20 protein-coding genes and 2 pseudogenes are annotated in these 24,828 nt (G+C 42.7%); 10 read left to right on the top strand and 12 right to left on the bottom strand.

What is annotated here, in order from left to right:
* On the bottom strand, window positions 1-632 hold a 632-nt coding region (locus IM479_RS19135; RefSeq protein ID WP_287699535.1), incomplete at its 3' end, for an RNA-guided endonuclease InsQ/TnpB family protein.
* Between the two features lie 91 nt (window positions 633-723).
* Here IM479_RS19135 and rlmB point away from each other — a divergent pair.
* Both rlmB and IM479_RS19125 read left to right on the top strand, forming a co-directional pair.
* Window positions 724-1,590: a 23S rRNA (guanosine(2251)-2'-O)-methyltransferase RlmB gene (gene rlmB, locus IM479_RS19130; RefSeq protein WP_286826604.1), complete on the top strand. Its 867-nt coding sequence runs from the start codon at window positions 724-726 to the stop codon at window positions 1,588-1,590.
* A gap of 123 nt (window positions 1,591-1,713) precedes the next feature.
* Complete coding sequence (locus tag IM479_RS19125; protein ID WP_286826603.1) at window positions 1,714-1,998, top strand: DUF1816 domain-containing protein; 285 nt, start codon at window positions 1,714-1,716, stop codon at window positions 1,996-1,998.
* Window positions 1,999-2,173: 175 nt separating this feature from the next.
* Here IM479_RS19125 and IM479_RS19120 read toward each other — a convergent pair whose 3' ends face one another.
* Together IM479_RS19120 and IM479_RS19115 are read right to left on the bottom strand one after the other, a co-directional pair.
* Window positions 2,174-3,607 (bottom strand): bifunctional orotidine-5'-phosphate decarboxylase/orotate phosphoribosyltransferase, encoded by a 1,434-nt coding sequence (locus tag IM479_RS19120; protein ID WP_287685462.1) that lies wholly within the window; start codon window positions 3,605-3,607, stop codon window positions 2,174-2,176.
* A 12-nt stretch (window positions 3,608-3,619) separates the two neighbouring features.
* On the bottom strand, window positions 3,620-4,624 hold the full coding sequence (locus tag IM479_RS19115) for a CHAD domain-containing protein (RefSeq protein WP_287685464.1): 1,005 nt from the start codon (window positions 4,622-4,624) through the stop codon (window positions 3,620-3,622).
* Between the two features lie 118 nt (window positions 4,625-4,742).
* On the opposite strand from IM479_RS19115, the gene IM479_RS19110 reads away from it, so the two are divergent.
* Complete coding sequence (locus IM479_RS19110) at window positions 4,743-6,272, top strand: glycine betaine ABC transporter substrate-binding protein (RefSeq protein WP_287685466.1); 1,530 nt, start codon at window positions 4,743-4,745, stop codon at window positions 6,270-6,272.
* Here the strand turns inward: IM479_RS19110 and cysS are convergent.
* Complete coding sequence (cysS, locus tag IM479_RS19105; protein WP_287685468.1) at window positions 6,255-7,697, bottom strand: cysteine--tRNA ligase; 1,443 nt, start codon at window positions 7,695-7,697, stop codon at window positions 6,255-6,257. The genes IM479_RS19110 and cysS overlap by 18 nt on opposite strands.
* A gap of 302 nt (window positions 7,698-7,999) precedes the next feature.
* Here cysS and IM479_RS19100 point away from each other — a divergent pair, with 302 nt between their 5' ends.
* On the top strand, window positions 8,000-8,275 hold the full coding sequence (locus tag IM479_RS19100; RefSeq protein ID WP_002768833.1) for a hypothetical protein: 276 nt from the start codon (window positions 8,000-8,002) through the stop codon (window positions 8,273-8,275).
* A gap of 251 nt (window positions 8,276-8,526) precedes the next feature.
* On the opposite strand, the gene IM479_RS19095 is transcribed toward IM479_RS19100, so the two are convergent.
* Window positions 8,527-9,684 carry an NAD(P)/FAD-dependent oxidoreductase gene (locus IM479_RS19095; protein ID WP_287685469.1) on the bottom strand — a complete coding sequence of 386 codons (1,158 nt, stop codon included), beginning with the start codon at window positions 9,682-9,684 and terminating at the stop codon, window positions 8,527-8,529.
* Window positions 9,685-9,792: 108 nt separating this feature from the next.
* Here IM479_RS19095 and IM479_RS19090 point away from each other — a divergent pair, with 108 nt between their 5' ends.
* Entirely contained in the window at window positions 9,793-10,434 is a 642-nt protein-coding gene (locus IM479_RS19090; protein WP_287685471.1) for a Uma2 family endonuclease, read from the top strand.
* 3 nt (window positions 10,435-10,437) lie between these two features.
* Here IM479_RS19090 and recN read toward each other — a convergent pair whose 3' ends face one another.
* From recN to IM479_RS19075, 3 genes are all read right to left on the bottom strand, one after another.
* Entirely contained in the window at window positions 10,438-12,165 is a 1,728-nt protein-coding gene (recN, locus tag IM479_RS19085) for a DNA repair protein RecN (protein ID WP_286826596.1), read from the bottom strand.
* A gap of 183 nt (window positions 12,166-12,348) precedes the next feature.
* Window positions 12,349-13,029, bottom strand: coding sequence for a two-component system response regulator RppA (gene rppA / locus IM479_RS19080; RefSeq protein ID WP_286826595.1), 681 nt, complete (start codon window positions 13,027-13,029; stop codon window positions 12,349-12,351).
* A 127-nt stretch (window positions 13,030-13,156) separates the two neighbouring features.
* Complete coding sequence (locus tag IM479_RS19075; RefSeq protein ID WP_287685473.1) at window positions 13,157-14,215, bottom strand: DUF2157 domain-containing protein; 1,059 nt, start codon at window positions 14,213-14,215, stop codon at window positions 13,157-13,159.
* 336 nt (window positions 14,216-14,551) lie between these two features.
* On the opposite strand from IM479_RS19075, the gene IM479_RS19070 reads away from it, so the two are divergent.
* A complete protein-coding gene (locus tag IM479_RS19070; RefSeq protein WP_287685474.1) occupies window positions 14,552-15,022 on the top strand; it encodes a DUF29 domain-containing protein in 471 nt (156 codons plus the stop codon).
* Between the two features lie 570 nt (window positions 15,023-15,592).
* Here the strand turns inward: IM479_RS19070 and IM479_RS19065 are convergent.
* A complete protein-coding gene (locus IM479_RS19065) occupies window positions 15,593-16,144 on the bottom strand; it encodes a PEP-CTERM sorting domain-containing protein (RefSeq protein WP_287699534.1) in 552 nt (183 codons plus the stop codon).
* Window positions 16,145-16,742: 598 nt separating this feature from the next.
* Here IM479_RS19065 and IM479_RS19060 point away from each other — a divergent pair.
* Together IM479_RS19060 and IM479_RS19055 are read left to right on the top strand one after the other, a co-directional pair.
* Window positions 16,743-17,183: a Fur family transcriptional regulator gene (locus tag IM479_RS19060; protein WP_286826592.1), complete on the top strand. Its 441-nt coding sequence runs from the start codon at window positions 16,743-16,745 to the stop codon at window positions 17,181-17,183.
* Window positions 17,184-17,241: 58 nt separating this feature from the next.
* On the top strand, window positions 17,242-18,888 hold the full coding sequence (locus IM479_RS19055; protein ID WP_287685476.1) for a DUF3685 domain-containing protein: 1,647 nt from the start codon (window positions 17,242-17,244) through the stop codon (window positions 18,886-18,888).
* A 53-nt stretch (window positions 18,889-18,941) separates the two neighbouring features.
* On the opposite strand, the gene lysS is transcribed toward IM479_RS19055, so the two are convergent.
* The 3 genes and pseudogenes from lysS to IM479_RS23120 form a co-directional block, all read right to left on the bottom strand.
* Entirely contained in the window at window positions 18,942-20,663 is a 1,722-nt protein-coding gene (gene lysS, locus IM479_RS19050) for a lysine--tRNA ligase (protein ID WP_287685478.1), read from the bottom strand.
* 189 nt (window positions 20,664-20,852) lie between these two features.
* Window positions 20,853-21,422 (bottom strand): TIGR04376 family protein, encoded by a 570-nt coding sequence (locus IM479_RS19045; protein WP_287674886.1) that lies wholly within the window; start codon window positions 21,420-21,422, stop codon window positions 20,853-20,855.
* Between the two features lie 379 nt (window positions 21,423-21,801).
* Window positions 21,802-21,940 (bottom strand): annotated as a pseudogene (locus tag IM479_RS23120) (RNA-guided endonuclease TnpB family protein); the annotation flags it as partial.
* 459 nt (window positions 21,941-22,399) lie between these two features.
* Here IM479_RS23120 and lpxD point away from each other — a divergent pair.
* Window positions 22,400-23,431 (top strand): UDP-3-O-(3-hydroxymyristoyl)glucosamine N-acyltransferase, encoded by a 1,032-nt coding sequence (gene lpxD / locus IM479_RS19040; protein ID WP_287685479.1) that lies wholly within the window; start codon window positions 22,400-22,402, stop codon window positions 23,429-23,431.
* 107 nt (window positions 23,432-23,538) lie between these two features.
* A pseudogene (locus IM479_RS19035) lies at window positions 23,539-24,645 on the top strand (gamma-glutamyltransferase); the annotation flags it as partial.
* Between the last annotated feature and the right edge of the window lie 183 nt (window positions 24,646-24,828).

Below are 24,828 nucleotides of genomic sequence, written 5' to 3'. Positions count from 1 at the left end.
CTCTGATAATGCTTGGTAAAATGCTTAGGATTAGATACTTTATCGCCATCGCTGGTAATCACAAGGCTACTAATTCCTAAGTCAATTCCGATGGCTTTATCTGTTACTGGTAATGGCTTAATTGTTGGGTCATCAAATCTTATTGAGATATGCCAGCGTCCAGAAGGATGTAATCTGACTGTTACTGTGCTTGGTTCACATTCGCCTGGGATTTGTCTTGACCATCGAATAGGTAAAGGTTCTGTGCATTTAGCTAAATAAATTTGTTTGTCTTTGAACTTAAAAGCAGATTTGGTAAATTCGGCACTTCCTCCCTGACGTTTTTTCTTAAAGTTAGGATACTTAGTACGACCAGCAAAGAAGTTAGTGAAAGCTGTTTGTAAATGTCTTAACCCTTGTTGCAAAGGTACACAACTAACTTCGTTTAGAAATTCTAATTCTTCTTGCTTTTTCCAATCGGTTAGCATTGAAGAAGTTTGAGCATATCCTACTCTTTCTTGTCTTTCGTACCATGCTTGTGTTCTGAGATGGAGAGCTTTATTGTAAACTAATCTTACACAGCCCAAGGTGCGCCGCAATAGCGACTCTTGTTCTGGTGTGGGGTAAAATCGAAACCAATAGGCTTTTTCCATGTCCCACATTTTAGCATATATCGTGTAAATGCGCTAATATTTAACAGTAAAGCCGTCGTTCTACGACGGGGTTTCAGACCCAAAATTTTCGATGAGCGATCGACCATTTCGTGGCAAGTCCGATAATAGTAATTTTCGCCGGCCCTCGCGGCCGAAAACCGGGCCAATTCTGGCTAAATCCCCGGCAGTAACTCCAGAAAACCAAGAAGCTGATGATCTGCTCTACGGTCGCCGGGTGGTTTTAACGGCCATGGAGGAGGAGCGCCAACTGAATCGGATTTGGGTAGTCAATCGACTCCGTTACGATCCCCGTTATCATACCCTTTTAGAAAAAGCCAAAGCCAACGGCACGGTAATTGATGAGGTGGATGATCTGCGTCTCGATCAGATTACCAATAAGGCCAATCATCAGGGGATTGCCGCCCAGATGTCTCCCTATGAGTATATAGAATTAGCCGATCTGATCGAAAAAGCTAAGGGCAAAAGTCGCCACCCCGTCATCGTCATCGCTGAAGGTATTACGGATCCCCATAACCTTGGGGCAATTATTCGCACCGCCGAAGCCATGGGTTGTCAGGGGGTAGTTATTCCCCAACGTCGCGCCGCCGGGGTGACATCGACGGTGATGAAAGTGGCGGCGGGGGCCTTGGAATATTTACCTGTGGCCAGAGTGGTCAATCTCAATCGTGCTTTAGAGGAATTAAAAGCGGCGGGTTTTTGGCTCTACGGCACGGCGGCAAAAAGTGGTAAATCCTTACACACAATTAATTTAACAGGTGCGATAGGATTGGTGGTAGGTTCGGAGGGAGAGGGTTTGAGTCTGTTGACCCAAAAGTCCTGCGATGAGTTGGTATCTATCCCCTTGGCAGGCAAAACCCCCAGTCTCAATGCTTCGGTGGCGGCGGCTATGGCTCTTTACGAGGTTTACCGTCAACGCTGGCAAAATTCCCCCGACTGAAAATCTGTATTTTTCGACACCCCAATAGCCAAAAGGAAAAAGTACAAATAGAATAGGAAGGAAGTTTGCGAAATGTAAACGGACGTAACAAAACCACCAGAGTAGATTGAGACGGGGAACAAAATGAAAGAATTTTTGATTAGCTTACTCGAAAGGTTCGGATTAGCCTACTGGGTCGAGATTAAAACCGACTATCCCAGATGTACTTATTATTTCGGTCCTTTTCTCGCTAAAGACGAGGCTGAAGTCGCTCAAGCTGGTTACGAAGAAGATTTGAAAACAGAAGGAGCGCAGGGAATTAAATTGCATATAAAACGTTGTCAACCCGAAGATTTAACTATTTTTGAGGAAAAAGAAGAAATCAAGCCCCTGAATCCCCTAAAGGTCTTACGCAGTCAAGCTTCTTAACGACTTTCAGTGATCAGTAATCAGTAATCAGTAATCAGTAAACGGTGAAAAGACAGCAATTAGTAATCAGTGATCAGTAATCAGTGAAAAGACAGCGGAAAGCTGCCATTTAATAATGCACACTTAATACCGATAACTGGTAACTGGTAACTGATTCAAGGCTGATAGTCAAATATCAATGGTAGCGATTTAAAAAACAGCTATATTGTGCTTCTGTCAGTCTTCCCGCTTCGTAGAGAGTATCGGTAATTTCTGCCAGGGTTAAAACCGAATAAGCTTGATAACCATGGCTACGAAGTTTATCTTTAACAAGTCCACCATGATCGATAAAAACCACGATATCATTAACTAATAATCCCGCCGATTTAATTTTTGCTGCCCCCTCGATCGCACTTTTGCCAGAAATTAAAATATCGTCCACCACTACCACGGTTTCCCCCACTTGAAAATTACCTTCAATTAATCTTCTTGTGCCGTGAGCTTTTACTTCTTTGCGGGGGAAAATCATCGGATGATTTAATAATAAAGATAAACCGGTAGCTGTGGGTAAAGAGCCGTAGGGGATACCAGCAATGCGGTCAAATGTCAAGGTTTTTAATATTTCTCCATAGGCTTCAATTACCTGCTGAAAAATATTAGGATTAGAGATAATTTTTCTCAGATCAATATAATAGGAAAAAGTTTCTCCCGATGCTTGCACATAATCGCCAAACATCAAGCAACCAATATCAAATAATTGTAGAATTAAATCCTGATGAGGATGTTGTTTTAAAAGACAAACGTTAGCAGTCCAAATATCATCTTTGCTCGATTCTTGCCTTTGATTTTGTTTAATTCTGTTGACTTCCTCTCGTAAATCCTTGACTTTTGCCCCCAAATCGGGTTGAGATAAAAAGTCTTGGGGGACAGGAATTAATAAACCCTCGCCATGACTATTTAAACCCACAGTAATTAACTCGGAGAATTTGCTTTTGTCTTCCCAAATACTGCGTAATAAAATCAATCTTTCGGGGGCAAAATTGCGAATCTTTTTCAAAATTTCCGGTTGAGTGGTTCCCACTTCTAAAAACACTTGTTCGGGAGTTCCCCAAGTACAAGCTTCTTTGACAACTTGCAGATAAAAAGGATTGTCGCGACTGGGGAATTCTTGCAGATTAATCGCGCCTTGATTGGAAGTATGACAGAGGATAAAAGCGCCATGCTCGGGGTAAACTAAAAAAGGAGCAACGTGATCCTGTCCGGAGTAGGGATTGAGAGTAACCGCGTCCACCTGCCAAGTTTTAAAGATAGTCTCGGCTAAAATACTGCTAGTATTAATATCGCCGTGTTTAGCATCCAAAATTACAGGGATATGATCGGGAATTGCCGTTAAAATTCGCTGTAATAATTCTAACCCGGCTGCTCCCAAAGCTTGATAAAAGCCTAAAGTTGGTTTGTAGGCACAGACAAAAGGGGCAGTTTCATCGATAATAAACTTGAGCCACTGTTCTAAATTAACGATTAATTCTCCCGGGGTGGAGGGCATCATTTCGGGGTTAGCATCTAAACCGAGGACAAGCAGACTCTGGTTTTGACTAATGGCGTGGTTTAACTTTTGAAAAAAATTCATCGGTTCCTAATCTCAGGATTCTGGATTAGCTTCTAATTCTACACTGTTTTGCCAAAAAATAGGCTGTAAAATTGTCTGGTGCAGACTTTTTCTTGTGTCAGCGTCAAGGAATTTCTTTTGTAGCGGTTGCCATTCTTGCCATTTTTGGTGACGGATATTTTGGAAAATTTCTAGTAAGGTGGGCATTTCCTTGGCAAGACAATTGGGGAAAATTTGGCTAAGAAAATCCGAGAGAACACAACAATCCTGCATTTCTCCGAGAATACCTTGAAGGTTTTTAATATCTTCTAGATACTCTTGATACTTGTCGCCATAAAACTGAGTGAATAACTCCATATTATAGCGGGAACGCTTGGCTTCTTTACGGAGATCGTGCAGTAATAATCCTTCTTTTTCCAATAATTCATCAATTTCTTGACTAGAAAACTCTCTTACTTTTTGATATTCCTCTAAATTTACCCCAACTAACCAGCCTTCGTGCAGTAAAAATCGACTCGCTTGCGGTAATAATAAGTCCGGTAAAACCGTGGCAATATCTAATTTTCCAATCGGTTGATAGGTAGGATTATCCAACCAACTGGCAAAATCTGCCTTAAAATTGAGAAATTTATCGGACTTCAACAGCTTTTCTACCTTAGCAAAAGCCTTCTCCCTTCGGTGTTCGAGAACTTGTAAAACTTTCTTCAGTAAATCCTGTTCTTTCGGGGGTAAAATTGGCTGATAATGACCGACAAAAGCCTCTTTTAACACATCTAAATCCCGCAATTCTCCTAAAATTCTGCCCAGATTACCCACCCGTTTTTGATCGGCAGATTTCGGCATGGTTAAAGCGGGGGCAAAACCGGTTAAGGTACTGCGGAGACGGCGCATTCCCACACGAATTTGATGTAATTCTTCCGTATCCTGATCGAGTAAAACCCCAGCTTCGTGTTTAAGAACTTTATGAAAATGTTTATCAATACCGATATAGGCCCAATCGGCAACAGTTTTAGCCCGAGGATTAAATTTGTTAGTCATTTGTCTTTAGGGAGGAAATAATGTCAAGATGATGATAGAATCTTTAAATCAAGACTGGAACTAATAGATACTATTTATTCTATACAATAGGATGAAGCGGCAGCTTTAAGAGAAGTTTATGGATAGTTTTTGGCTAGATTATGCGGGGGAAATCGCTTTTCGCACCGGAGAACATCTTTTCTTGACGGGAATAGCCATGGCTATGGGTAGCTTAATCGGGATTCCTCTAGGTATTTTAATTAGTCGTCAAGCTATTCTCGCTCAACCAATTATAGCGATCGTTAACACCCTACAGACTATCCCCAGTTTAGCCCTATTTGGCTTTTTAATTTCTGTGCCTTTTTTGGGAGGAATCGGCAAAATCCCCGCTATTGTTGCCCTAACTCTCTATACTTTACTGCCAATTGTTTTAAATACCTATCTGGGCATCACAAAAGTTGATCCCGAATTAAAATTAGCCGGGTTATCCCTAGGTATGACCGACGGGCAAATCCTGCGCTACATCGAATTACCCTTGGCCAGGGCGATGATTTTAGGAGGAGTGAGAATTGCGACGGTGATTGCTATCGGTGTGGCCACGATCGCAGCTGCCATCGGTGGCGGTGGTTTGGGAGTGTTTATTTTTCGCGGTATTGCCACGGTCAACAATCAGTTAATTTTGGCGGGGGCAATTCCTGCCGCTTTTTTAGCCCTTGTGGCCGATTGGAGTCTCGGTTGGCTAGAAAAGACCTTTTCCCCTTCGCAACGCCCGCAAAAGCCCTCTAAATGGCAATGGGGATTAGGTTTAATCGGGTTAGCCTTGCTATCTTTCCTGTTGACTCAAATTTTCCATTCATCCCCCGGCACAGTGGTGATCGGTTCCAAAAATTTTACCGAACAGGTGATTTTAGGGGAAATTTTGGCACAGGAGATCGAAAAAGAGACGAATTTACGGGTCGAACGTCAATTTAATCTCGGTGGTACTCTGATCTGTCATGAAGCGGTGAAAGCGGGTAAAATCGATGGTTATGTGGAGTATTCTGGCACGGCTTTCACGGGAATTTTGCGAGAAAAACCCCTGAACGATGCCCGATTAGTCTCTGAAAAGCTGCAAGAGATTTATCGGGAAAAATTTAATCTAGAAGTGTTTCCCAGTTTAGGATTTGAGAATACTTTCGCCATTGTTATCCGGGGAGAAACCGCCAGTCAATACAATCTTAAAACTCTCTCGCAAGCGGCTAAATATACACCCAATTGGCAAGCGGGTTTTGGTTATGAATTTTTGGAAAGGGAAGACGGTTACAAGGGATTAGCGAAGACCTATGGCCTAACTTTTGCCCAACCCCCGAAAGTGATGGATTTAGGGTTAATGTACCGCGCTTTAGCCGAAAAACAAGTGGATTTAGTGGCGGGAAATTCCACCGATGGCTTAATTCCCGTGCTAGATTTAGTCATCCTAGAAGATGATCGACGCTATTTTCCTCCCTACGAAGCGGTACCGATTTTTAACCGGGATAGTTTGCGAAAATATCCGCAATTGCGACAGGTTTTAGCCAAACTCACCGGCAAAATTACCTCCACAGCTATGCAGAAATTAAACTATCAGGTGGATGGCAGCAATCGCAGGGTGGAGGAAGTGGTCAAAGAATTTCTAGTCTCCCTCTCTTAACCATTTAGTCACTCCCCCGGGTTGATCGATTAAACTAATGCCTTGGGCTTTTAATTGTGCGCGAATGCGATCGCTTTCGGCGTAATTTTTCGCTTTTTTTGCCTCTGTCCGTTGTTGGATCAGATTTTCGATTTCCGCTGCACTAATTCCCTCAGAAACCGGGGTTTCTCCTTGGTCGGCGGCAATTTCTAAGCCCAAAACCCTAGACAATTTCACCAAAGTATGCCATTTTACCGCTAATTGGGCCAGATTGCTGTCCGTCTTACCCGCATGGGTTAAATTATTACCTTCCTTGCGTAATTCCTTAGCGATTTCAAATAACACCGCTAAACCACCGGCAAAGTTAAAATCGTGATTTACCGCCTCTTGAAAGCGATTTTCTAGCTCTTGGTCAGTAATTCCAGGATTATCTTGCTGAAGATGCTTATAACCAAAGGATAAACCCTCTTGTAAAGTATGCCAGCCATTAGTGGCCGCCTGTAATCCCTCATCGGAAAAATCAATCGGTTTGCGGTATTGGGCTCCTAAAATTAATAATCTCACGGCTAAGGGGTCATATTTTGCCAATAACTCGCGAATAGTGATGAAATTACCGAGGGATTTCGACATTTTTTCCCCTGCCACCTTAACCATGCCATTATGTAACCAATAGTGGGCCAGAGGTTTACCCGTAGCTGCTTCACTTTGGGCGATTTCGTTTTCGTGGTGGGGAAAAATTAGATCACTTCCCCCCACATGAATATCGATAGTTTCTCCCAATTGTTCTTTGACCATGGCCGAACATTCAATATGCCACCCCGGACGACCTTGACCCCAGGGAGAATCCCAACTAGGTTCCCCCGGTTTTGCACCCTTCCAGAGGGCAAAATCAAAGGGGTCTTGTTTCTTGATTGCTTCCGGGTCGTCGGTTTCTACCCGGCCGCTGGCCCCCGCTTGCAAATCATCCAGTTTTCGCCCTGATAGTTTGCCATAATCAGAAAAACGACGGACGGAATAGTAAACATCGCCATCGCTGGGGTAAGCATAGCCTTTTTGTTCTAATTCATAGACTAGGCGCTTGATACCGTCGAGGCTATGAGTGGCCCGGGGATAAGCGTCCGCCGGTCTGACTCCTAATTTTGCCATATCTTCAAAGTAGGCCTGGATAAATCTCTCGGCCACGGCTGCCATGGTGGTATGTTCATTTTTAGCCCGATTGAGAATTTTATCGTCAATATCGGTGAAATTCTGAATATAGCGCACTTTATAACCGAGATACTCCAAATAACGCCGCACCACATCCCAAACCACACAGGTACGCGCATGACCCAAGTGGCAATAATCATAGACGGTAATGCCGCAGCAATACATGGAGACAATGCCGGGGATGAGGGGGGTAAAGGGTTCTTCGCGACGACTGAGGGTGTTGTAGAGGATTAAGGTCATGGATGGGGAAATTTTTTTCTGGGGAAAAAGGCTAGTCCAATTTTATAGCAGCTATCAGTTATCAGTGATCAGTTATCAGTGATCAGTTATCAGTGATAACTGATTTACCTACTATATTTTGTGTTTTTTGTCAAGAGGTTTTTAGGGTTTTAGTAAAGATGTGACGGTAAAATTCGAGAAGATAGGACTGTTTTGATGACAGCTATTATTGATAGAATCAATAGAATAACGAGAGGAAAGCTTGATTGTTTGCCTCAACCGACAATTTTTAATTGTTAATAAACTTTGACCAGACCCTAACTATGAATGAACCACCTAATAGCGCTGGCGATGAAATCCAATTACCCCGGGGAGAAAGAGTTGACCAGCTAAGAAATCTCATCGAAACCCTACGCATTGCCGATGAAGTGGCCAATCGAGGTTATTTGATTACCAGCGCCGAAGTGGCCGATTTAATGGATATTAATCCAGGGGCCGTTACCAGTCGAGGCGACCATTGGCCGTGGCGAAATTGGGTAATCTCCCGGGTCAGACGCGAGGGAAACCAAATTCTTTGGCAGTTGGAAAAAGTCGATTAGAATTAATTGCAATCATCAGTTAATTTCTCTCTTGACTTTTGTAAATTAGTAATTAGGGTTTGCTGAATAAATCTAAAAACCTTGTTGGGTAAGACTTTTAGACTTTTTGATTGACAAAAAGTACCAGATGTGGGAGGGATCGGGGGGAAAATTCAGGGACTTTTTCCCTGAAAATTAGGTAATTTACCAGATGAAAATGGGTAAAAACCTACACCCCACACCCCACACCCCACACCCCACGAAAAACTTTTTCAGCAAACCCTAATTATCTCGTCAATTTCCCCCAGCAGATGACGCGCGAAACGTCGGGCCAAGGGCGGAGCCGATACAAGTGTACTGGTAAAGCCAGAAAATACCTGCAATCCCACTTTATCGGCGATCGCTCCCACTAGAGGCCGTCCCGAGGGGGCAAAGGCCACTAGGCAATGATGACAGCTTCCGGGGAGAGAGGCTAAAGAGGGCAGCAATGTCCCCACCGCGGCGCGTATTGCTTTTTCCCCCGCCAGAGGGTTTAAAATCCCGCTAGGATCGGTGATAATGGCGCTAATTTGCCCTAGATAAAGGCTTTGATCCCGGAATTGTACCGCCCCCGTTTCTAAAACACTGGTAATTATTTCTGGGGTTTCTCTCTGCCAAATGCCCTGATTTTCTAGTTGGGTAATTTTTTGCTCTAATACCAATCTAGCAGGAATTGCGGGCATAACTAGGGTGTTTAATTTGATCTCAGTGGGGGGAATTTTGATCACCTGGGCATGGGTAAAATAGACGGAAGCAGTAATACCAGATTTTTGCAGTAAAGACCGGGTTAATCCCCCCGCACAAACGATAGTTTCCCCGGCATAATAATTATTTTTAGGAGTTTTTACGCCGGTAATTCTCGATGCAGTTTCAATTAATTCGATGACAGCTTCCCGAATAATCGTGCCTCCCAGACGCAGAAAAGCTTGTTGATAGGCAAGATTAGTTTTTTCGGCATTGATGTGACCGTGGGGCAGTCGTAAAACTCCCGAAATAGCTGCGGGATTTAATAGAGGTTCTAAAGCGATCGCTGCTTGCGGATCGAGAATTTCGGGAGTAATAGCAAAGATAGCAAATTTTTCGGCCACAGTGGCCGGATCATCTTCGGGGTTGACGGTGAGAATTAGATCTATGTCCCGGTATTCGTTATCTATGCCCAATTCCTGGGATAAATTGCGCTGAATTTCTCGACCTTCTTGATATAATTTTCTCTGGATTTCTGTGGTGGCCGACCAATAGGCTAAACCCCCGTAACTGTAGAAAGTGGCGTTGAGGGGATGGGTTTCTTTTTCTAATAAGAGGACTCGACTGCCTAGGTTAGCTAGTTCATAGCTTAAGGCGGAACCGGTGATACCACCACCGATAATTATATAATCATAAGTTGTGGTCATAATTGGGCTAATTTTTACTCAATTAATCTATTCTATCATTTCCTAGTTTCTGATTTGATCAATAATTGCTATAATTACAGAAAAAGTTCAAAGCGGGATCGGATAACTATGCAACAGCTAGAAACTAGGGGGATAACTGACTCATGGATTAAAGGTAGTTGGGAAGAATACTTAGCAGCAATTAACAACTTCCCAGAAAATCAAGGAAAAAGTTATTATTACAATGGCTATTATCGATTAGAAATGACTCCTATTGGATTTGAACACGCTAGAGATCATCACGTTGTCTTTTTGGGGGTGAGTCTCTACGCTATCCTCAAAGAAATTCCTTTTCAAGGACTCCCTACTTGTTCCTATCGCAAAAGAGGAATTAGAGAAGTGCAGCCAGATATATCTTACTATCTAGGAGAGAAAGCGAATCTGATACCAAATGGGACTTCGATTATTGATTTAAATCAGTATCCCCCACCAGATTTAGTCATTGAAATCTCAAAATCTACCCTCAATGATGACTTAGGTAATAAACGCTTACTCTACGAAGAATTAGGGGTTAGTGAATACTGGAGTGTTAAGGTAGATGATCCCCAAATATTTGCTTTTGAAATAATCGATCGAGGTAGCCAAAGAATTGATATATCAAAGGTTTTACCTAATTTAAAAATCTCGGTTTTAGAGTCAGCTTTACAACAGGCACGCAGCAAGGATCAAAGTCAGGTGGGACGTTGGTTAATCAGTCAATTTCAAGGTTAAATCTTACTGTTTTTTGGCAGCCGCTTTCTCCAATAAAGACTCGGCAAAAGCGAGGGCATCTGCTGCCGAATTTCCTCCCGTTAATTGTGCCAATTCTTCCCTTCTCGTCTGACGATTATCGAGAGAAGTAACCCGGACAACCGTGCGAATTTCCGAGAGATTAGTGGGATTATCTTCGGCAATCATTTGTTTATAAACTCGAAAATGGTGATCAGCTAAAGCAGCCACTAAGGGTTGATGAGTAACGCACAAAACTTGATATTGTTGACCTAATTGATCTAATTTATCGGCAATTGCCTGGGCAACTTTTCCCGATACTCCCGCATCAATTTCATCAAAAATTAGGGTTGCCGCTGCCGATTGGGATTGGGAAAAACAGGACTTTAACGCTAGGAGAAAACGACTCATTTCTCCTCCAGAAGCAGTACTGGATAAAGGTTGGATTTTTTCCCCCGGATTGGGACTAAAATAAAATACCACTTGATCGACTCCCAGACTGCTAGGATTACCCAGGGCAATCCGACAGACAAAAATCACCTTTTCCATGGCTAAAGGTTTTAATTCCTGTACCAATTGTTTTTCTAGTTGACTAGCGGTTTCTTGTCGCAAAAAGGTCAACTGGGTGCTAGTTTCTCGATAGATTTTTTCCTGTTGCTGACAAATTTTTTCTAATTCTTCAATCGATTGTCCTTCTCCCGTCAACTCCGCTAATTCTTGCTGTAATTTCTGATAATAATCGATCGCTTCGGCTAAACTTGGGCCATACTTGCGACAAATGCGCTTAAGTTGGACAATTCTCTCTTCTATCTCGTTCAATCTCTCGGGATCTGCTTCTAGACTATCCCCATAGACGTTGATTTCCTGTCCCGCTTCCACCACCTGATTTAATGCCGATCGCACCATCTCTAAAATTGGCTCTAAACTTCTATCATAAACCATCATATTTGTCAAGATATTTTCAGCTTTTCCTAACAAATCAGCGACGGCGGGTTGATCGCGATCATTTTGGTAGAGTAGTTGATAGACTTGATAGCTGGAATTTTGCAAATCGACACCGTGGGAGAGTCGGTTTCTTTCCTGTTCCAACTGTTCCAACTCGTCAGCGTCAGTTAAATTGGCTGATTCTAGTTCTTTTAGTTGATATTCTAATAAATCTAATCTTTGTAGGCGATTTTGTTCCGATTGCAATCTATTATTTAAAATATTCTTGCTTTCTTGCCAGTTAAGGTAGGCTGTCGCTACTTTTTCCCGCTGCCGCAGCAGCGATTCACCCCCGTAGAGATCTAATAATTCTCTCTGTCGATTAGCGTCCATTAACTGAACTGTTTGACCTTGAGCGGTGATTTCTACCAAAAAATCTCTTATTTGCGCCATTTGTTGGCGATTAGAGACGACTCCGTTAATCCGAGAACGAGAACGCAAGGAATTATTAGTAATCACTAATTCCCGGCTGATTGTTAGACTATTATCCTCTAATAGGTCAATTTCCTGACTTTCTAGCCAAGCAATTAATTCTGGAGTTAGAGAAAAAGTCGCTTCTAGGGTTGATTGTTGGCTTCCCTGACGGATGACGCGATGATTGACTTTACCACCGAGAACAATATCGATCGCGTCTAATATAATCGATTTTCCTGCCCCCGTCTCACCAGTCAGTACATTTAATCCGCTGCCGAAAGTTAATTCTAAGCGATCAATGAGGGTAAAATTTTCAATTTGTAGGCAGGATAACATATATCAGTAATCAGTATCAGTTGCTAAGTAGGTAGGCGTTAAAAATTATCAGACACCCCCCTTATCAAGGGGGGATCCCCCCTTAATCCCCCCTTATCAAGGGGGGCAGGGGGGATCGAACCTAAAATCCATTTTTAATTTAATTATAACCAGCTACTTATTCTCATTATCCTTCAGCATTCCCTAATTTTCCCCGAAACGGTAGCCTTTCCCATAGACAGTATTAATGAGAGGTGTTTCTCCGTCCGCTTCGATTTTACGACGCAGCAAGCGCATCAGGGCAGGAACCACGTTACTATTAGGTTGCTCTCCTTCTGACCAGAGATGCTGATAAATTTGTTCATGGGTGAGAAGTTGACCCGGATGGGTCATAAATAAAGTCAACAATTGTACTTCTTTGACTGATAAACTAATCGTGCGACCGTGACGATAGGCCACTTGATTTTCGCTATCGAGTTCCAAATCAGCAGATTTTAATTTACTGCTATTACTAGCTTCAAAATTGGGAGAACGACGCAATAAAGCGCGGACTCTCGCTAATAATTCTCGCAGTTGAAAGGGTTTGACTAAATAATCATCAGCACCGGCATCTAATCCCGCCACTCGATCGTCTATGGTATCCTTAGCGGTTAGAAATAAAACGGGAGTGGTGTCCCCTTGATTGCGTAAATATTGACAGATTTGTAATCCGGATTGCTGGGGTAACATCCAATCGAGAATTAAGAGGTCATAATTATTCTGTTGGGCCAATTCTAACCCCGTCCGACCATTATTAGCAATATCAACGTCATAGCCTTCTTGAGCAAGAATTTGTTCTAAGGGTTCGGTTAATTCTTTTTCATCGTCAACGATAAGTATTTTCATAAAAGTAAAAAAGATGGTGTTGGGTGTTGGGGTGTTGGGGTTTTGGTTTTTTTTAGTTGAATCTCCCCATATCCCCATATCCCCATATCCCCATATCCCCATGTCCCCATATCCCCATTTCTCCTAATTATCTATCTTTGGGTAATAAATTGCGCCATTCGAGAGGGATATAACTTTCAATAAATCTAGCCAGGGTTGGGTAATGACGCTGATACAGAACTCCCATATAGATAATACCAAGTCCCAAGACGGTTAGAGCAAAGGGAAAGAAAATTGAATCGACAAAGAGACGATAGGAGAGATAGGAAAGATAGGCAAATACTCCGATACCTCCGAAAACCACAAATAATCTTCTTTTTAGCAGGACGGATAATAACATCAATCCCAAGTTAATTAGACAGTACAAAAATCGTTGTGCTTCATTATCATCGATGAGGAGAGATAGACTAAACCAAAACATAATTAATCCGAATAGGTATAGCCAAAAAGCAAAATCTCCCCGACTGCGACGCTGACGTACATCAATTAAATAGGCAGTTATTAAACAGGCAATTCCAAACCAAAAGGATACCCACATTCGCAGTCTCCATGTGTATTCGTTCTCTCCAAATAGTAAAGGAGTTAAGTCCATTGACATATACCACAGACTAAAAGCGATCGGTGCAGTTAAAAAAGGAAATTTAACAAATCTCAAGGTTATTAATCCTGCGATAATCGTGCCTAATTCCATTAAAAACCAACTACCTTTAATCCATGTATGAAAATCTCGATAGATGCCCGGATAGCCAGCTTGCCAGTATCCTGTCCAGCGTTGTAAACCATAAATTGCTAAGGGAGTCATTGCCACTGCCATGGTAAATAAAAGGCCGCCGGGGATTTTGAGATTTTGCTGAAAATAGAGATTTTTTCCCGTAAAAATAAAACAAACTGCATAAATCAGGGCGATAAAAAATAGGCCCGCACCGCCGAAACTCTCCCAAGCTTCGTTCATAAACCACCCCAGGGCGGAGATAACAATTAATGCCCCAAAATAATAGGACACATTGGCAAAATTAAAACGAGGGCGATTAACTTCATCTTCTTGGGGATAACGGGATAAAAAAGCCGTCCATAAATTTTCAGCTTGGCTGGCAGTAATTAGGTTTTGTTGTACCGCCCAATCAAAATCTTCTCTTTCTAGTCTCATAATATTCTCTAGTCCTTAAGCTAAGATGTATTTTAACCGCCTATCTCTTTACTGTTGCAAGAGTGCCTCTTACCTGTTAAATGCTTAATTAACAGCTTATCCTAATGATAAGGGAATAGGGAATAGGTGCAAATGTTAAATCCTGTAATAAAACTTAAGTAGGTAGGCGTTAAAAATTATCAGATACCCCCCTTATCAAGGGGGGCAGGGGGGATCGAACCTAAAATCCATTTTTAATTTAATTATAACCAGCTACTTAACATTTACCGCTAGAAACATCCGAAATCTGCAAAATAGAGTATAATTCAGTCTAGATTAACTATTATCGAAGCAATTATGATAACTAAATCAGAACTCTATGAACAAGATTTTCAATTATGGCTGATAACAACAATAGGTCAGTTGGAACAAGGAGATTTTCAGGCATTAGATGTATCTCATTTAGTTGAGGAGTTGAAAGAATTGGGTAAATCAGATAAAAATGCCTTGGAAGGAAATTTAATGATTTTGCTGGCTCATTTACTGAAATTACAAGTACAATCCTCCGCCCCTGAAAGCATAAAATCTAGCTGGTATAGCTCCATTGTCGAACATAGGGAACGAGTTATCGCCTTACTGGAAAACACCCCTTCTTTGAAATCTCATGTAGCAATCGCCATCGATAAAACCTATCCTAAAGGTCGTAAAATTGCCATCAAGGAAAGTAAATTGGCTGACTTTGGCATTGCGATTCCTCCAGAGGAAGCCTATCCCTTAGACTGCCCTTTTTCCTTAGAACAAATTCTTGACGAAGATTTCTATGGCTGATAATTCAAAATGCTGCTAAAAAGTCTTCAAATCTCAAAAACTGGGAAGCTATACAAGTCACATCTGTCTCCCGATACTAACCGATTCGACTGACCTTAAATAGAGCTTACAAGCTTTTTTGCCCAACCCTAGTTAATCAGCCTTCACGCATAAGTAAAAATTATAAATTTAAGATAAACAATTAAAATATTTAAATATTTGGGGCGATTAGTTAAATGTAACAAGTAAGTTACAAGGAGAGTGTTTTTCCTGAATTTGCCAAAATTTGGCTGTAAATCGGGGTTGCCTACATTTACTAATATGGTATGATCGTGGTATGCTGTGGGCTTAGTTTAAGCATTAAATCTCAAATCAACGCAAAACCAAGACAATCAGGGGACTACATTGATCCTCTTGCCCAAAAAAAGCCCCCAAGGATAACATTTCTTTATGTGACAATTTTTTAAGTTTTGTAAAGGCTATTGACTTAAAGCCAGAATTGTGTAATGTGGATCGAGAAATAGTCTTGAGTATTGACAAAAAAACCCTTACCTGTAACCTGTAGGTAAGGGGTTGGGGGGTTAGGTCAAATCAATTGCGCTTAAGGTACTTCAGTCCAGCGCCTAAACCTCCTAGCACCAGCAAACTCAGCACAGTTGACGGTTCGGGAATCGGGGCCGAAAAGTTAGAAATCGTCACACTACCCCGTCCACAGCAGTTATCCGTAGTGGCAATACGGAAACCGAAACTGTCGCCAGCTAGGACGTTAAACGTCGATGTCCCGTTTTGGACAACACCTCCCCCATCATCAGTTACTTGGGTGAAGCTGCCGTTGAGCAGATAGCCGAAGGGATCAAACGAAGGACCATCCCCATCAGCAGTCGAGTAGTTCCAATCAAACGTCACCGTCCCAGCCGCAGCCGCAGTGGTAGTGTAGTCTGTGGTTCCAAAATCATCAGAACCATCGTCCCCCCCAGTCAGGCTAATGGAAGCGGGAGCGCCGGTGGTATCGACGAACCCGTCGGCATTACTATTGGCAAATGTCCAATTAATGGGAGCGTAGGCATCTTGGAAACCGAACACTGTTGCGGCACTAGCACTAGAAGCAGCGGCCAGAGTGAGGCTAACAGTCGTGACAGTCATTGCGGTCAATGACCGCAATGACTCGAATAATTTTGGCGATTTGGTGGCCATGGCCCTAGAAATAAATTAATGTACCCCCCAAGTCTAAAGACGACCAAAATATTTTTCAAGAGGATTTTTTATAGAACCTATTTGGTATCTCTCTTGTGACGCTTCACGGGTAAGAATTACAGGTATTTTGGCTAATTCGCTCTAATCCATACTGGGTAATGATTTTGGGAAAGATACCAAATGGACTCTATAGAAATATTCAATCCTATAGCGGTATGCAGTCGAATGAGGTATACTGCAACAAGCTATAAGTCAGTCTAGGCAAGACTTTGTCTGTATCTCACTCAAGCGAATACCGCTATATCTATATAAATAAGTAAATGGTTTCTGGCGTTGCTGAATCAGGGTCTGAATGCCAACTGTTGCATCGTATCCAAAAGTTAGTTTGGGTCTAGGTTTTAAAAATCCCACAAGAGAAGATTCAGATTTCAAATCAGCAACGCCAGATGAAGATGGGCTAAAAACTGGGACAATGTGGACATCGATCGAAAGACTAAGCTAAACTGGTAATGAGTATGTATTAGGGCGGAGGTCAAGGGAAACAACAATGGACAATGTGGAGGTAAAACAAAAACCGATCCGGTGTTTAGAAGATGCGATCGAAAGGTGTCAAACTTTAGGAATGCGGGTTAGTCGTCAGCGTCGCTATATTTTAGAATTGCTATGGCAAGCGCGGGAACACCTATCAGCGCGAGAAATTTATGATCGTCTCAATCTGCAAGGAAAGAACATCGGTCATACCTCAGTGTACCAAAACCTAGAGGCCCTATCCGGTCAGGGCATTATCGAATCTGTGGAACGCTGGGACGGCAGACTCTACGGTAACATCAGCGATTCCCACAGTCACGTCAATTGTCTGGACAGTCAACAAATAATCGATGTGCATATCGAACTTCCCCCGGAATTAATTAAACAGATCGAGGAATCGACAGGGGTAAAAATTACCGATTATCGCATCGATTTTTATGGCTATAAACAAAACAAATGAGCCAGATAACTGTATAATTGCCCCTGTGAATAGTCTCCGTTGACAGACGGCAACTCTTGTGATCGATCGCCCTCTCACCCTAATTATCATCGATAATGACCCGATTTTTCGCTTGGGTCTGGTGCAGGCCTTGTCGCAGATAGAAAATATTACTATCGTCACCGAAGGGGATTTAGAAACAATTTTCGCTTTGACTCTTAATCCGGCCCCCGAAATTATCCTTATCGATCCTCTTTTTGATTGGTCTTACTGTGAAATTCTCCACTCTCGCTATCCTGAAAGTAAAATTGTTCTATTAACCTTTCCTCTCGATTCCAGACAGCAACTAATCGCCAGAGAATTAGGCATCGCCGGTTATATTCCCAAAGGCACAAACCTAGAGCAATTTATCACTATTTTAGGGCAAATTTCCCGGGATGAAACCCACGATGTCGCCCCTTCTCCTCTCACCATTGCTACTCGTCCAAGTTTAGCCCCTAGCCATTGGTTAATCACTGCTGGAAAAACGGGATTAAATCGCATCGAAAGTGAATTACATTTAATTGATCTCCACCTCAATCAACAGTCTTTATCCGGCTTTGATCGCTTTTACTGGCAGGGAAGAAAACGAGAACTTTTAGCGGCTCTATGGCTAGTCAGAAAACTAATTCCTCTCGAAGGTAGTTATTACAATTCAGCTTCAGTGACACCCCCGGTAATAATTAACAATATCGCTGGGGAATTACCAATTTTAAGCCGCGAGCGTCCCCTCTGTGTTGCGGCGGTTTTTGAATCGACTTTAGCGGTCATTCGATCGCCTTTAATTAATAGAACCAAGATAAGTTTTGAAATTGATGTTTTACAGGATAATCGGCAACGGGAATTATTGTATTTAGTTCTCGATGAAATTCGCAAAAACGTCGATGAAATGAGATATTTACAGATTAGCAGCGGGGAATTAACCAGTCGCTTAAATCTGATTATTTACGATATCTGGGAGAAAGTTACCCGTAAATTTTTAGAAATTAATGCCTCGGTTTCTGACGAAATTAGTAAAAGCAGACTTAACGAAATTATTCTGGAAGAAAGAGAGGCAATTCAAACAGAAATCCTCAATAAAATTCCTTTTACTCTTGACTTATTTTCCTATTTGGTGTACGAAAATAGTTTAACTATTGACGGAGTAGAATACCGGGCTAGTGCTCCTGAAACCATCGCCAGAGCCGAAATTCTGCTGCAAAATCTCATTCATAATCTTGCCAATGCAGTGACAGTAATTATTCTCAATAACTTCTCGGAATTGGAAAGAATCAAACAAAAACTTTACCGTTCAGAATTTCTCATCGCCAGAAAATTAGCTAAAATCCGCAATGAATTATCTTGGAAATACCGACGGAAAAAATATTGGCAAGAACCCAAAGATATCTTTGAAAGTCAATATCAATTATTTCACTATAGCGAGGGACAAATCAAATCTCTAGCCATTTATTCCCCCCGACAGGAAGAATTAAATAGTTTAACAGGCATACCCTGGTTAGTTTCGATCGCCTTAGAATTAAGAGACTCTTTATCTCCGCGTTTACGCGCTTTTTTTCGGGTGGTGGGTAAGGGAGTAGTCTATATTCTTATCCAAGTTATCGGTCGCGGTATTGGGTTAGTAATTCGCGGGGTTTTACAGGGAGTCGGTAACACTTGGCAGGAAGTAAAAGGTAAAAAGGAATTATGAATTATAACTGATAACTGATAACTGATAACTGATAACTGAAGTAGTCCTAACTTTTACAATTCCTTATCAAAACTGTATTTATCGCGAATTTGTCCGACAAAAAACTGTCCTTTCGATGGTGCAGACTGAAAATCTTTATATACTGCCAAAGGTAGATCATGATAAAGATAGATACCACCGTGATTAAATTCCACTTTCAGAATTTTTTTTTCCTGATCGTAGTCAAAAGATTTAATCGCTGTACTTTGACTTTTTAATAAGGGGAAAGCAATCACATCGCGAATACTGGCAGAATCGGTTAATAACATGATCAGGCGATCGATGCCAATTCCTAGGCCTCCCGTGGGAGGCATTCCGTATTCTAAAGCGGTTAAAAAGTCCTCATCAACGCCTTGGGCCTCCAAATCGCCAGCCGCTTTTTTGAGTGCCTGTGCTTCTAATCTTTGCCGTTGATCGATGGGATCGGTTAACTCAGAAAAACTATTAGCTAATTCCCGTCCAACCACATATAATTCAAATCTTTCTACGAGGTCAGTTTTTGAGCGATGGGGTTTAGCTAAAGGCGAAATTTCTACGGGGAAATCTAGCACAAAAGTGGGCTGTATTAGGGTTTCTTCGACTTTTTGTTCAAAAGCTTCATTTAGGAGCTTACCGATGGTTTTACAGTCCTCTGGAACGCCAATGCCGGCATTTTCTGCGGCAATACGAGCCGAATCGAAATCATCAAAACTATTAAAGTCAACCCCAGTTATTTCTTGGACTAATTCGTGCATAGTCACTCGTCGCCAAGGGGGAGTTAGGTCAATTTCCGTGTCTTGATAGGTGATTTTCAGCGTACCTAAAACATCTTGTGCGGCATTAACGATAATGTTTTCGGTTAACTCCATCATGTCATAATAATCGGCGTAGGCCTGATAGATTTCGATGGAAGTAAACTCGGGGTTGTGTTTAGTAGAAACCCCTTCATTGCGAAAAATTCTGCCTAACTCGAAGACTTTTTCAAAACCACCCACTATTAATCTTTTTAGATGTAACTCGGTGGCAATGCGGAGATATAACTCCATCTCCAGCGTATTATGATAGGTGATAAACGGTCTAGCATCGGCTCCTCCCGCTTCACTTTGTAGCACGGGAGTTTCAATTTCAATAAAACCTTCTTGGTCTAAATATCTGCGAATGGCAGCGGTAATTTGGGCGCGACGGCGAAAAGTTTGTCGCACTTCTGGATTAACAATTAAATCCACATATCTTTGTCGATAACGTTTTTCTACATCGGTTAAACCGTGCCATTTATCCGGTAGAGGTAAGAGGGATTTGGTGAGAATTTCGTACTCGTTTACATAGATAGATAATTCGCCGCGTTCTGTGCGTTTAATTGTGCCTTTTGCTCCTAAAATATCTCCCGTATCGGTCAGTTTAATCACCGTGTTAAAGGCATTCGGCACGGCGGCCATGGTTTCAATAATGCGTTTTTTATCGAGGTATAATTGAATCGTTCCCGTTTCATCTTGCAGGTTAAAAAAGGCTAGTTTACCCATAATTCTTCGGGCAATAATCCGACCAGCAATGGCTACTTCGACGCTAATTTCTTCCCCCGGTGCTAAGTCAGCGTACTGCTCTTGTAATTGTTGAGCGTGAGCGGTAGATTTCCACTGGTAAGCGTAGGGATTTACGCCAGCTTTTTGCAATCCTGCCACTTTTTCTAAACGAGCGGCCCGGATTTCTTCGAGAGTAGAGGAGGGTTGATTTTCAGGATTTTGTGCTTGAGATGCCATCGTTTTCTAAGAGGAACAATTCTGGGGGTTGGGGATTTCAGTTATCAGTTAATTAAGTGGTTTCAATTAAATTGAAGATAGATTTTGTCTTTGATCGCCCCTTCCCCCCTTAATAAGGGGGGAAGGGGCAATTTTTAACACCTACCTACTTATCAGTTTACTGTTTACTGTTCACTGTTTACTGAAAAATTATCGTCCCATTTCTCGCTTTAATTTTTTCAATTCTTCTTCCATTTCCCATTCTTTAAATTTTAGATCGAGATTATCGTAGTTCGAGCGCTGATAGTCCGATTCTTGGGGTTGATCCCAAAAACTGGTTTCCCAGTCACGGGACTGATTTTTAGGGGATTTTTCGGCTTTAATTTGCACTTCTTGACGACGTTGTTGGACTTGTTGCAGTAACTCTTGGGATTGACTCAGACGTTTTTTCACCCCTTCCATCCGTCCCCAAAGTTGATTACCCTGACGAAATAGGGCCGCCTCGCGTTCACTAGCAGCCTTAACCAAGTCCTGCCGTCCAGCGGCCTTAGCCTTATCGATTCTAGCGTGCCAAGTTTGGATATCTTGGGCAGTGGCCAAAATTTGCTGTTCGAGACGTTGACGCTCATTTTCTAGGGCGCTAATCAGTTTAGCAGTATCGCGCTCCTGTTCGCGCAGTTGTTCCACCAGCGCCTGTAATTCTAATTGGGGATGACTTCTGAGAAATTCTTCCAGTTGGGTTTCAAGAAAGCGACTGACATCATCAAATAGATTGCCCATCGGTGCAATATCCTAAATTTTCAATTAAAGTCTAGGAGCGATTGATTTTAATCCCCCTCTTTTTAGCATAGGCTAGATCAACCCTAAGTTTAAATAGGGTTTGCGGCAAAAAGTTTTTCGGTGGGGTGTGGGGTGTGGGGTGTGGGGTGTGGGGTGTAGGGTTTTACCGATTTTCATCTGCTCAATTACCTAATTTTCAGGGAAAAAGTCCCGGAATTTTCCCCCTGAACAATCCCAGACGAGGCACTTTTGGATTTCAAAAAGGTCTAAAAGTCTTATCCAACAAGGTTTTTAGATTTATTCAGCAAGCTCTAAATATATTTGGTAAATCTGACCTCCTCACCGTGCTCTCCGTGGCAGTGATGACCGACAGATCAAATGTTGAGAGGGTGGCACTCGTTGGCAATCCCTAGATTAATCCCTACTGATTGCCCGTTATTGGGAAGGGTTTCCAGTTTAATCTCAACGACAAGGCGTAAAAAATAGCGGTCTGTTGCATCTTCAATTACCCTAACCGATCAAGGTTCCGAATAGATCAACAAAAGCCGTCGTGAAACTACGGGGTTTTCAAGCCAATTTTTCGATAACTTCTCCTTTTTACGGAAGTTTGTTGCCTCTCAACCTAGAAAATATTCAGCCATTTTTAATCTGGTAGAGCCTAGGTTTTCTTGGGGAGAGTCAGGAATTTTTAACCTGGATTTTCAAACAGTTTCCGAACCATCAACTCCGATCAGATTAATACTGTTCGGGTCAATTTTATTAACTCGATCGAGTCGTAAAAAATAAACTCAATCGGTTTTGGAGAGAGCAAACTTATCTCCAAAACTGCTCCAGATCGACATCGGCTTTGTTGAAATGGAAAACAGGGATTATTCCCTAAAAAACTAGCAACTTTTTTGACTATGATAACGACAAGATTATCAGTATAGTTTTAAACTATCCTATCATAAGCCCTATCTCGATCGCAGTATATATTTATGAAATTTAGTGAAATTGCCCAAAAATTAAGCCCTTTAGTGCAATCCCAGAGTTTGACCGCCTATCCCGACAGAAATCCCGAAATTAAAGCCATAACTCCCATCGAAACCGCCCTAGTCGATACCATTAGCTATATCGAAGGGGGAAAATTTGCTGCCTTTGTCGCCAAAACTGACGCTACTGCCCTAATTCTGCCCCTGGATGCCAATTTACAACAACAGGCCGACGAACGCGGCATCCCTTGGTTAGCTAGTGCCAATCCCCGACTTTTATTCGCCCACGCCATCAAATTATTCTATCAACCCTTTCAGCCCCAACCCTACATTCACGCCACCGCCGTGGTGCATCCATCGGCTAAAATCGGCGATAAAGTCGCCATCGGGGCCCATGCTGTGGTAGAAGCAAATGTCACCCTCGGTGATGGGGTGTGCATTCATCCTAACGCCGTTATTTACCCCGGAGTGCATATTGGCGATCGCACAATTCTCCACGCTAACTGTACCATCCATGAACGGGTACAAATCGGCAATGATTGCGTTATCCACAGTGGTGCTGTTATTGGTGCTGAGGGCTTCGGTTTTGTGCCAGTTCCCGAAGGCTGGTTTAAGATGGAACAATCGGGTATCGTGGTCTTAGAAGATGGGGTAGAAATTGGCTGTAATAGCACCGTTGATCGCCCGGCAGTGGGAGAAACCCGCATCGGTAGCCAGACTAAGATCGATAATCTCGTCCATATTGCCCATAATTGCCAAATTGGCCAAGCTTGCGCCCTTGCCGGACAGGTAGGCATGGCAGGAGGCGTAAAATTGGGCAATCGCGTTATTTTAGCAGGACAGGTGGGCATTGCCAATCAAGCAGTGATCGGGGACGGTGCGATCGCAACCGCCCAAACTGGCATTCACAACGATATCGGAGCAGGAGAAGTGGTTTCTGGCGCTCCCGCTATGCCTCATAAACTATTCCTCAAGGTAGCAGCCGCTTACAAGCGTTTACCCGAAATCTATCAAGCGGTTAAGCAGTTGAAAAAATAGCCCTATTCAGGAGTCAGGAGGCAGGAGGCAGCTTTGTTCTCCCCACACCCCAACCCCCAACCCCCAACCCCCAACCCCCAACCCCCACACCCCACACCTCGATCAAAGTGACTCGCAAAAGCAAGGGCGCTATCGCCGCAGGACATCCAAAAACTGCCGAAGCTGGACAATTAATCTTAGAAATGGGCGGAAATGCCTTCGATGCGATAGTTGGCTCGATTTTAGCGGCTTTCGTGGTCGAATTCACCCTCGCTTCCGCGGGGGGCGGCGGTTTTTTACTAGCACATACCAAAGAAAAAGTCAATACCCTTTTTGATTTTTTTTGTCAAACTCCAAAATATAAAAAACCCTTGACAAATATCGACTTTTACCCAGTGGCGATCGATTTTGGTGGTGCTAGTCAAGATTTTCACATTGGCCGAGGTGCGATCGCAACGACCAGGGCGTTACGGGGATTGGAAACAGTGCAGAAAAAACTGGGAAAATTGCCCTTTGCCGTGGTAGCGGAACCAGCGATCGAATATGCTCGACAAGGCTACATTTTGAGCCAATATAACGGCTTTTGCCTGGGTTTACTCGCTTCGATCCTGCTCAAAGATAGAGAGGGTTTAAAAGTCTATGCCCCGCAAGGAAAACTCCTCCAAGCTGGCGATCGCTGTGTGATGGGCGATTTTGCCAACACTTTAGAAGAATTAAGCAAAAAAGGCGTAAAAGACTTTTATGAGGGAGAAATCGCCCACCAAATTGCCAAGGATATGCAGGAGGGTGGTTATCTTACCCTAGAGGATTTAAATCATTACCAAGTCCTTGAGAGAAAACCCCTAAAAACCCAATATCGGGGTTACGAAATACTGACTAATCCGCCTCCTAGTTCTGGGGGAATTCTCCTAGCTTTTGCCCTAAAATTACTGGAAACAGTTAATTTATCGGCTTTAGAGCATCTAGGAGCCAAACATCTGCAAATTTTAACGGAGGTGATGGCCTTAACCAATCAAGCGCGCGCCCAAGGCTACGATAATTTTATCCATCAGGAGGGAATCGAAGAGCAATTCCTCTCGTCGGAATTTTTAGGCAAATATCCTAATAAATGGGGTAGTACCACCCATATTAGCGTTATCGATCGGGAAGGTAATGCGGCCAGTGCCACCTTTTCCAACGGTGAAGGATCAGCTTATACCGTGCCGGGGACAGGAATTATGCTCATTGACATCCTCACCGCCGTAAACGGACGGTGATTCCCAAACCTCACGATTTAGGTTTCTGCTTCAACCACCGTTGCATACCACGGTTAAAAAACCATGTACTGTCTTACACAAAGTCCACAGACTTTCGCGACCTTTCAGAAGCCCGATTCCGTGTGTCCCACGGTACGGTTCTGACTAAACGCTTCTTGTACT

The organism is Microcystis sp. M165S2, assembly GCF_020245885.1.
Lineage (GTDB): Bacteria > Cyanobacteriota > Cyanobacteriia > Cyanobacteriales > Microcystaceae > Microcystis.
Note: the sequence above shows the minus strand (reverse complement) of the source record. Positions and strands in the feature narration are given on the sequence as shown.

Coding starts and splice junctions, on each gene's coding strand:
- rlmB (WP_286826604.1), top strand. CDS start 724: ATGAGCGATCGACCATTTCGTGGCAAGTCCGATAATAGTAATTTTCGC.
- IM479_RS19125 (WP_286826603.1), top strand. CDS start 1,714: ATGAAAGAATTTTTGATTAGCTTACTCGAAAGGTTCGGATTAGCCTAC.
- IM479_RS19120 (WP_287685462.1), bottom strand. CDS start 3,607: ATGAATTTTTTTCAAAAGTTAAACCACGCCATTAGTCAAAACCAGAGT.
- IM479_RS19115 (WP_287685464.1), bottom strand. CDS start 4,624: ATGACTAACAAATTTAATCCTCGGGCTAAAACTGTTGCCGATTGGGCC.
- IM479_RS19110 (WP_287685466.1), top strand. CDS start 4,743: ATGGATAGTTTTTGGCTAGATTATGCGGGGGAAATCGCTTTTCGCACC.
- cysS (WP_287685468.1), bottom strand. CDS start 7,697: ATGACCTTAATCCTCTACAACACCCTCAGTCGTCGCGAAGAACCCTTT.
- IM479_RS19100 (WP_002768833.1), top strand. CDS start 8,000: ATGAATGAACCACCTAATAGCGCTGGCGATGAAATCCAATTACCCCGG.
- IM479_RS19095 (WP_287685469.1), bottom strand. CDS start 9,684: ATGACCACAACTTATGATTATATAATTATCGGTGGTGGTATCACCGGT.
- IM479_RS19090 (WP_287685471.1), top strand. CDS start 9,793: ATGCAACAGCTAGAAACTAGGGGGATAACTGACTCATGGATTAAAGGT.
- recN (WP_286826596.1), bottom strand. CDS start 12,165: ATGTTATCCTGCCTACAAATTGAAAATTTTACCCTCATTGATCGCTTA.
- rppA (WP_286826595.1), bottom strand. CDS start 13,029: ATGAAAATACTTATCGTTGACGATGAAAAAGAATTAACCGAACCCTTA.
- IM479_RS19075 (WP_287685473.1), bottom strand. CDS start 14,215: ATGAGACTAGAAAGAGAAGATTTTGATTGGGCGGTACAACAAAACCTA.
- IM479_RS19070 (WP_287685474.1), top strand. CDS start 14,552: ATGATAACTAAATCAGAACTCTATGAACAAGATTTTCAATTATGGCTG.
- IM479_RS19065 (WP_287699534.1), bottom strand. CDS start 16,144: ATGACTGTCACGACTGTTAGCCTCACTCTGGCCGCTGCTTCTAGTGCT.
- IM479_RS19060 (WP_286826592.1), top strand. CDS start 16,743: ATGGACAATGTGGAGGTAAAACAAAAACCGATCCGGTGTTTAGAAGAT.
- lysS (WP_287685478.1), bottom strand. CDS start 20,663: ATGGCATCTCAAGCACAAAATCCTGAAAATCAACCCTCCTCTACTCTC.
- IM479_RS19045 (WP_287674886.1), bottom strand. CDS start 21,422: ATGGGCAATCTATTTGATGATGTCAGTCGCTTTCTTGAAACCCAACTG.
- lpxD (WP_287685479.1), top strand. CDS start 22,400: ATGAAATTTAGTGAAATTGCCCAAAAATTAAGCCCTTTAGTGCAATCC.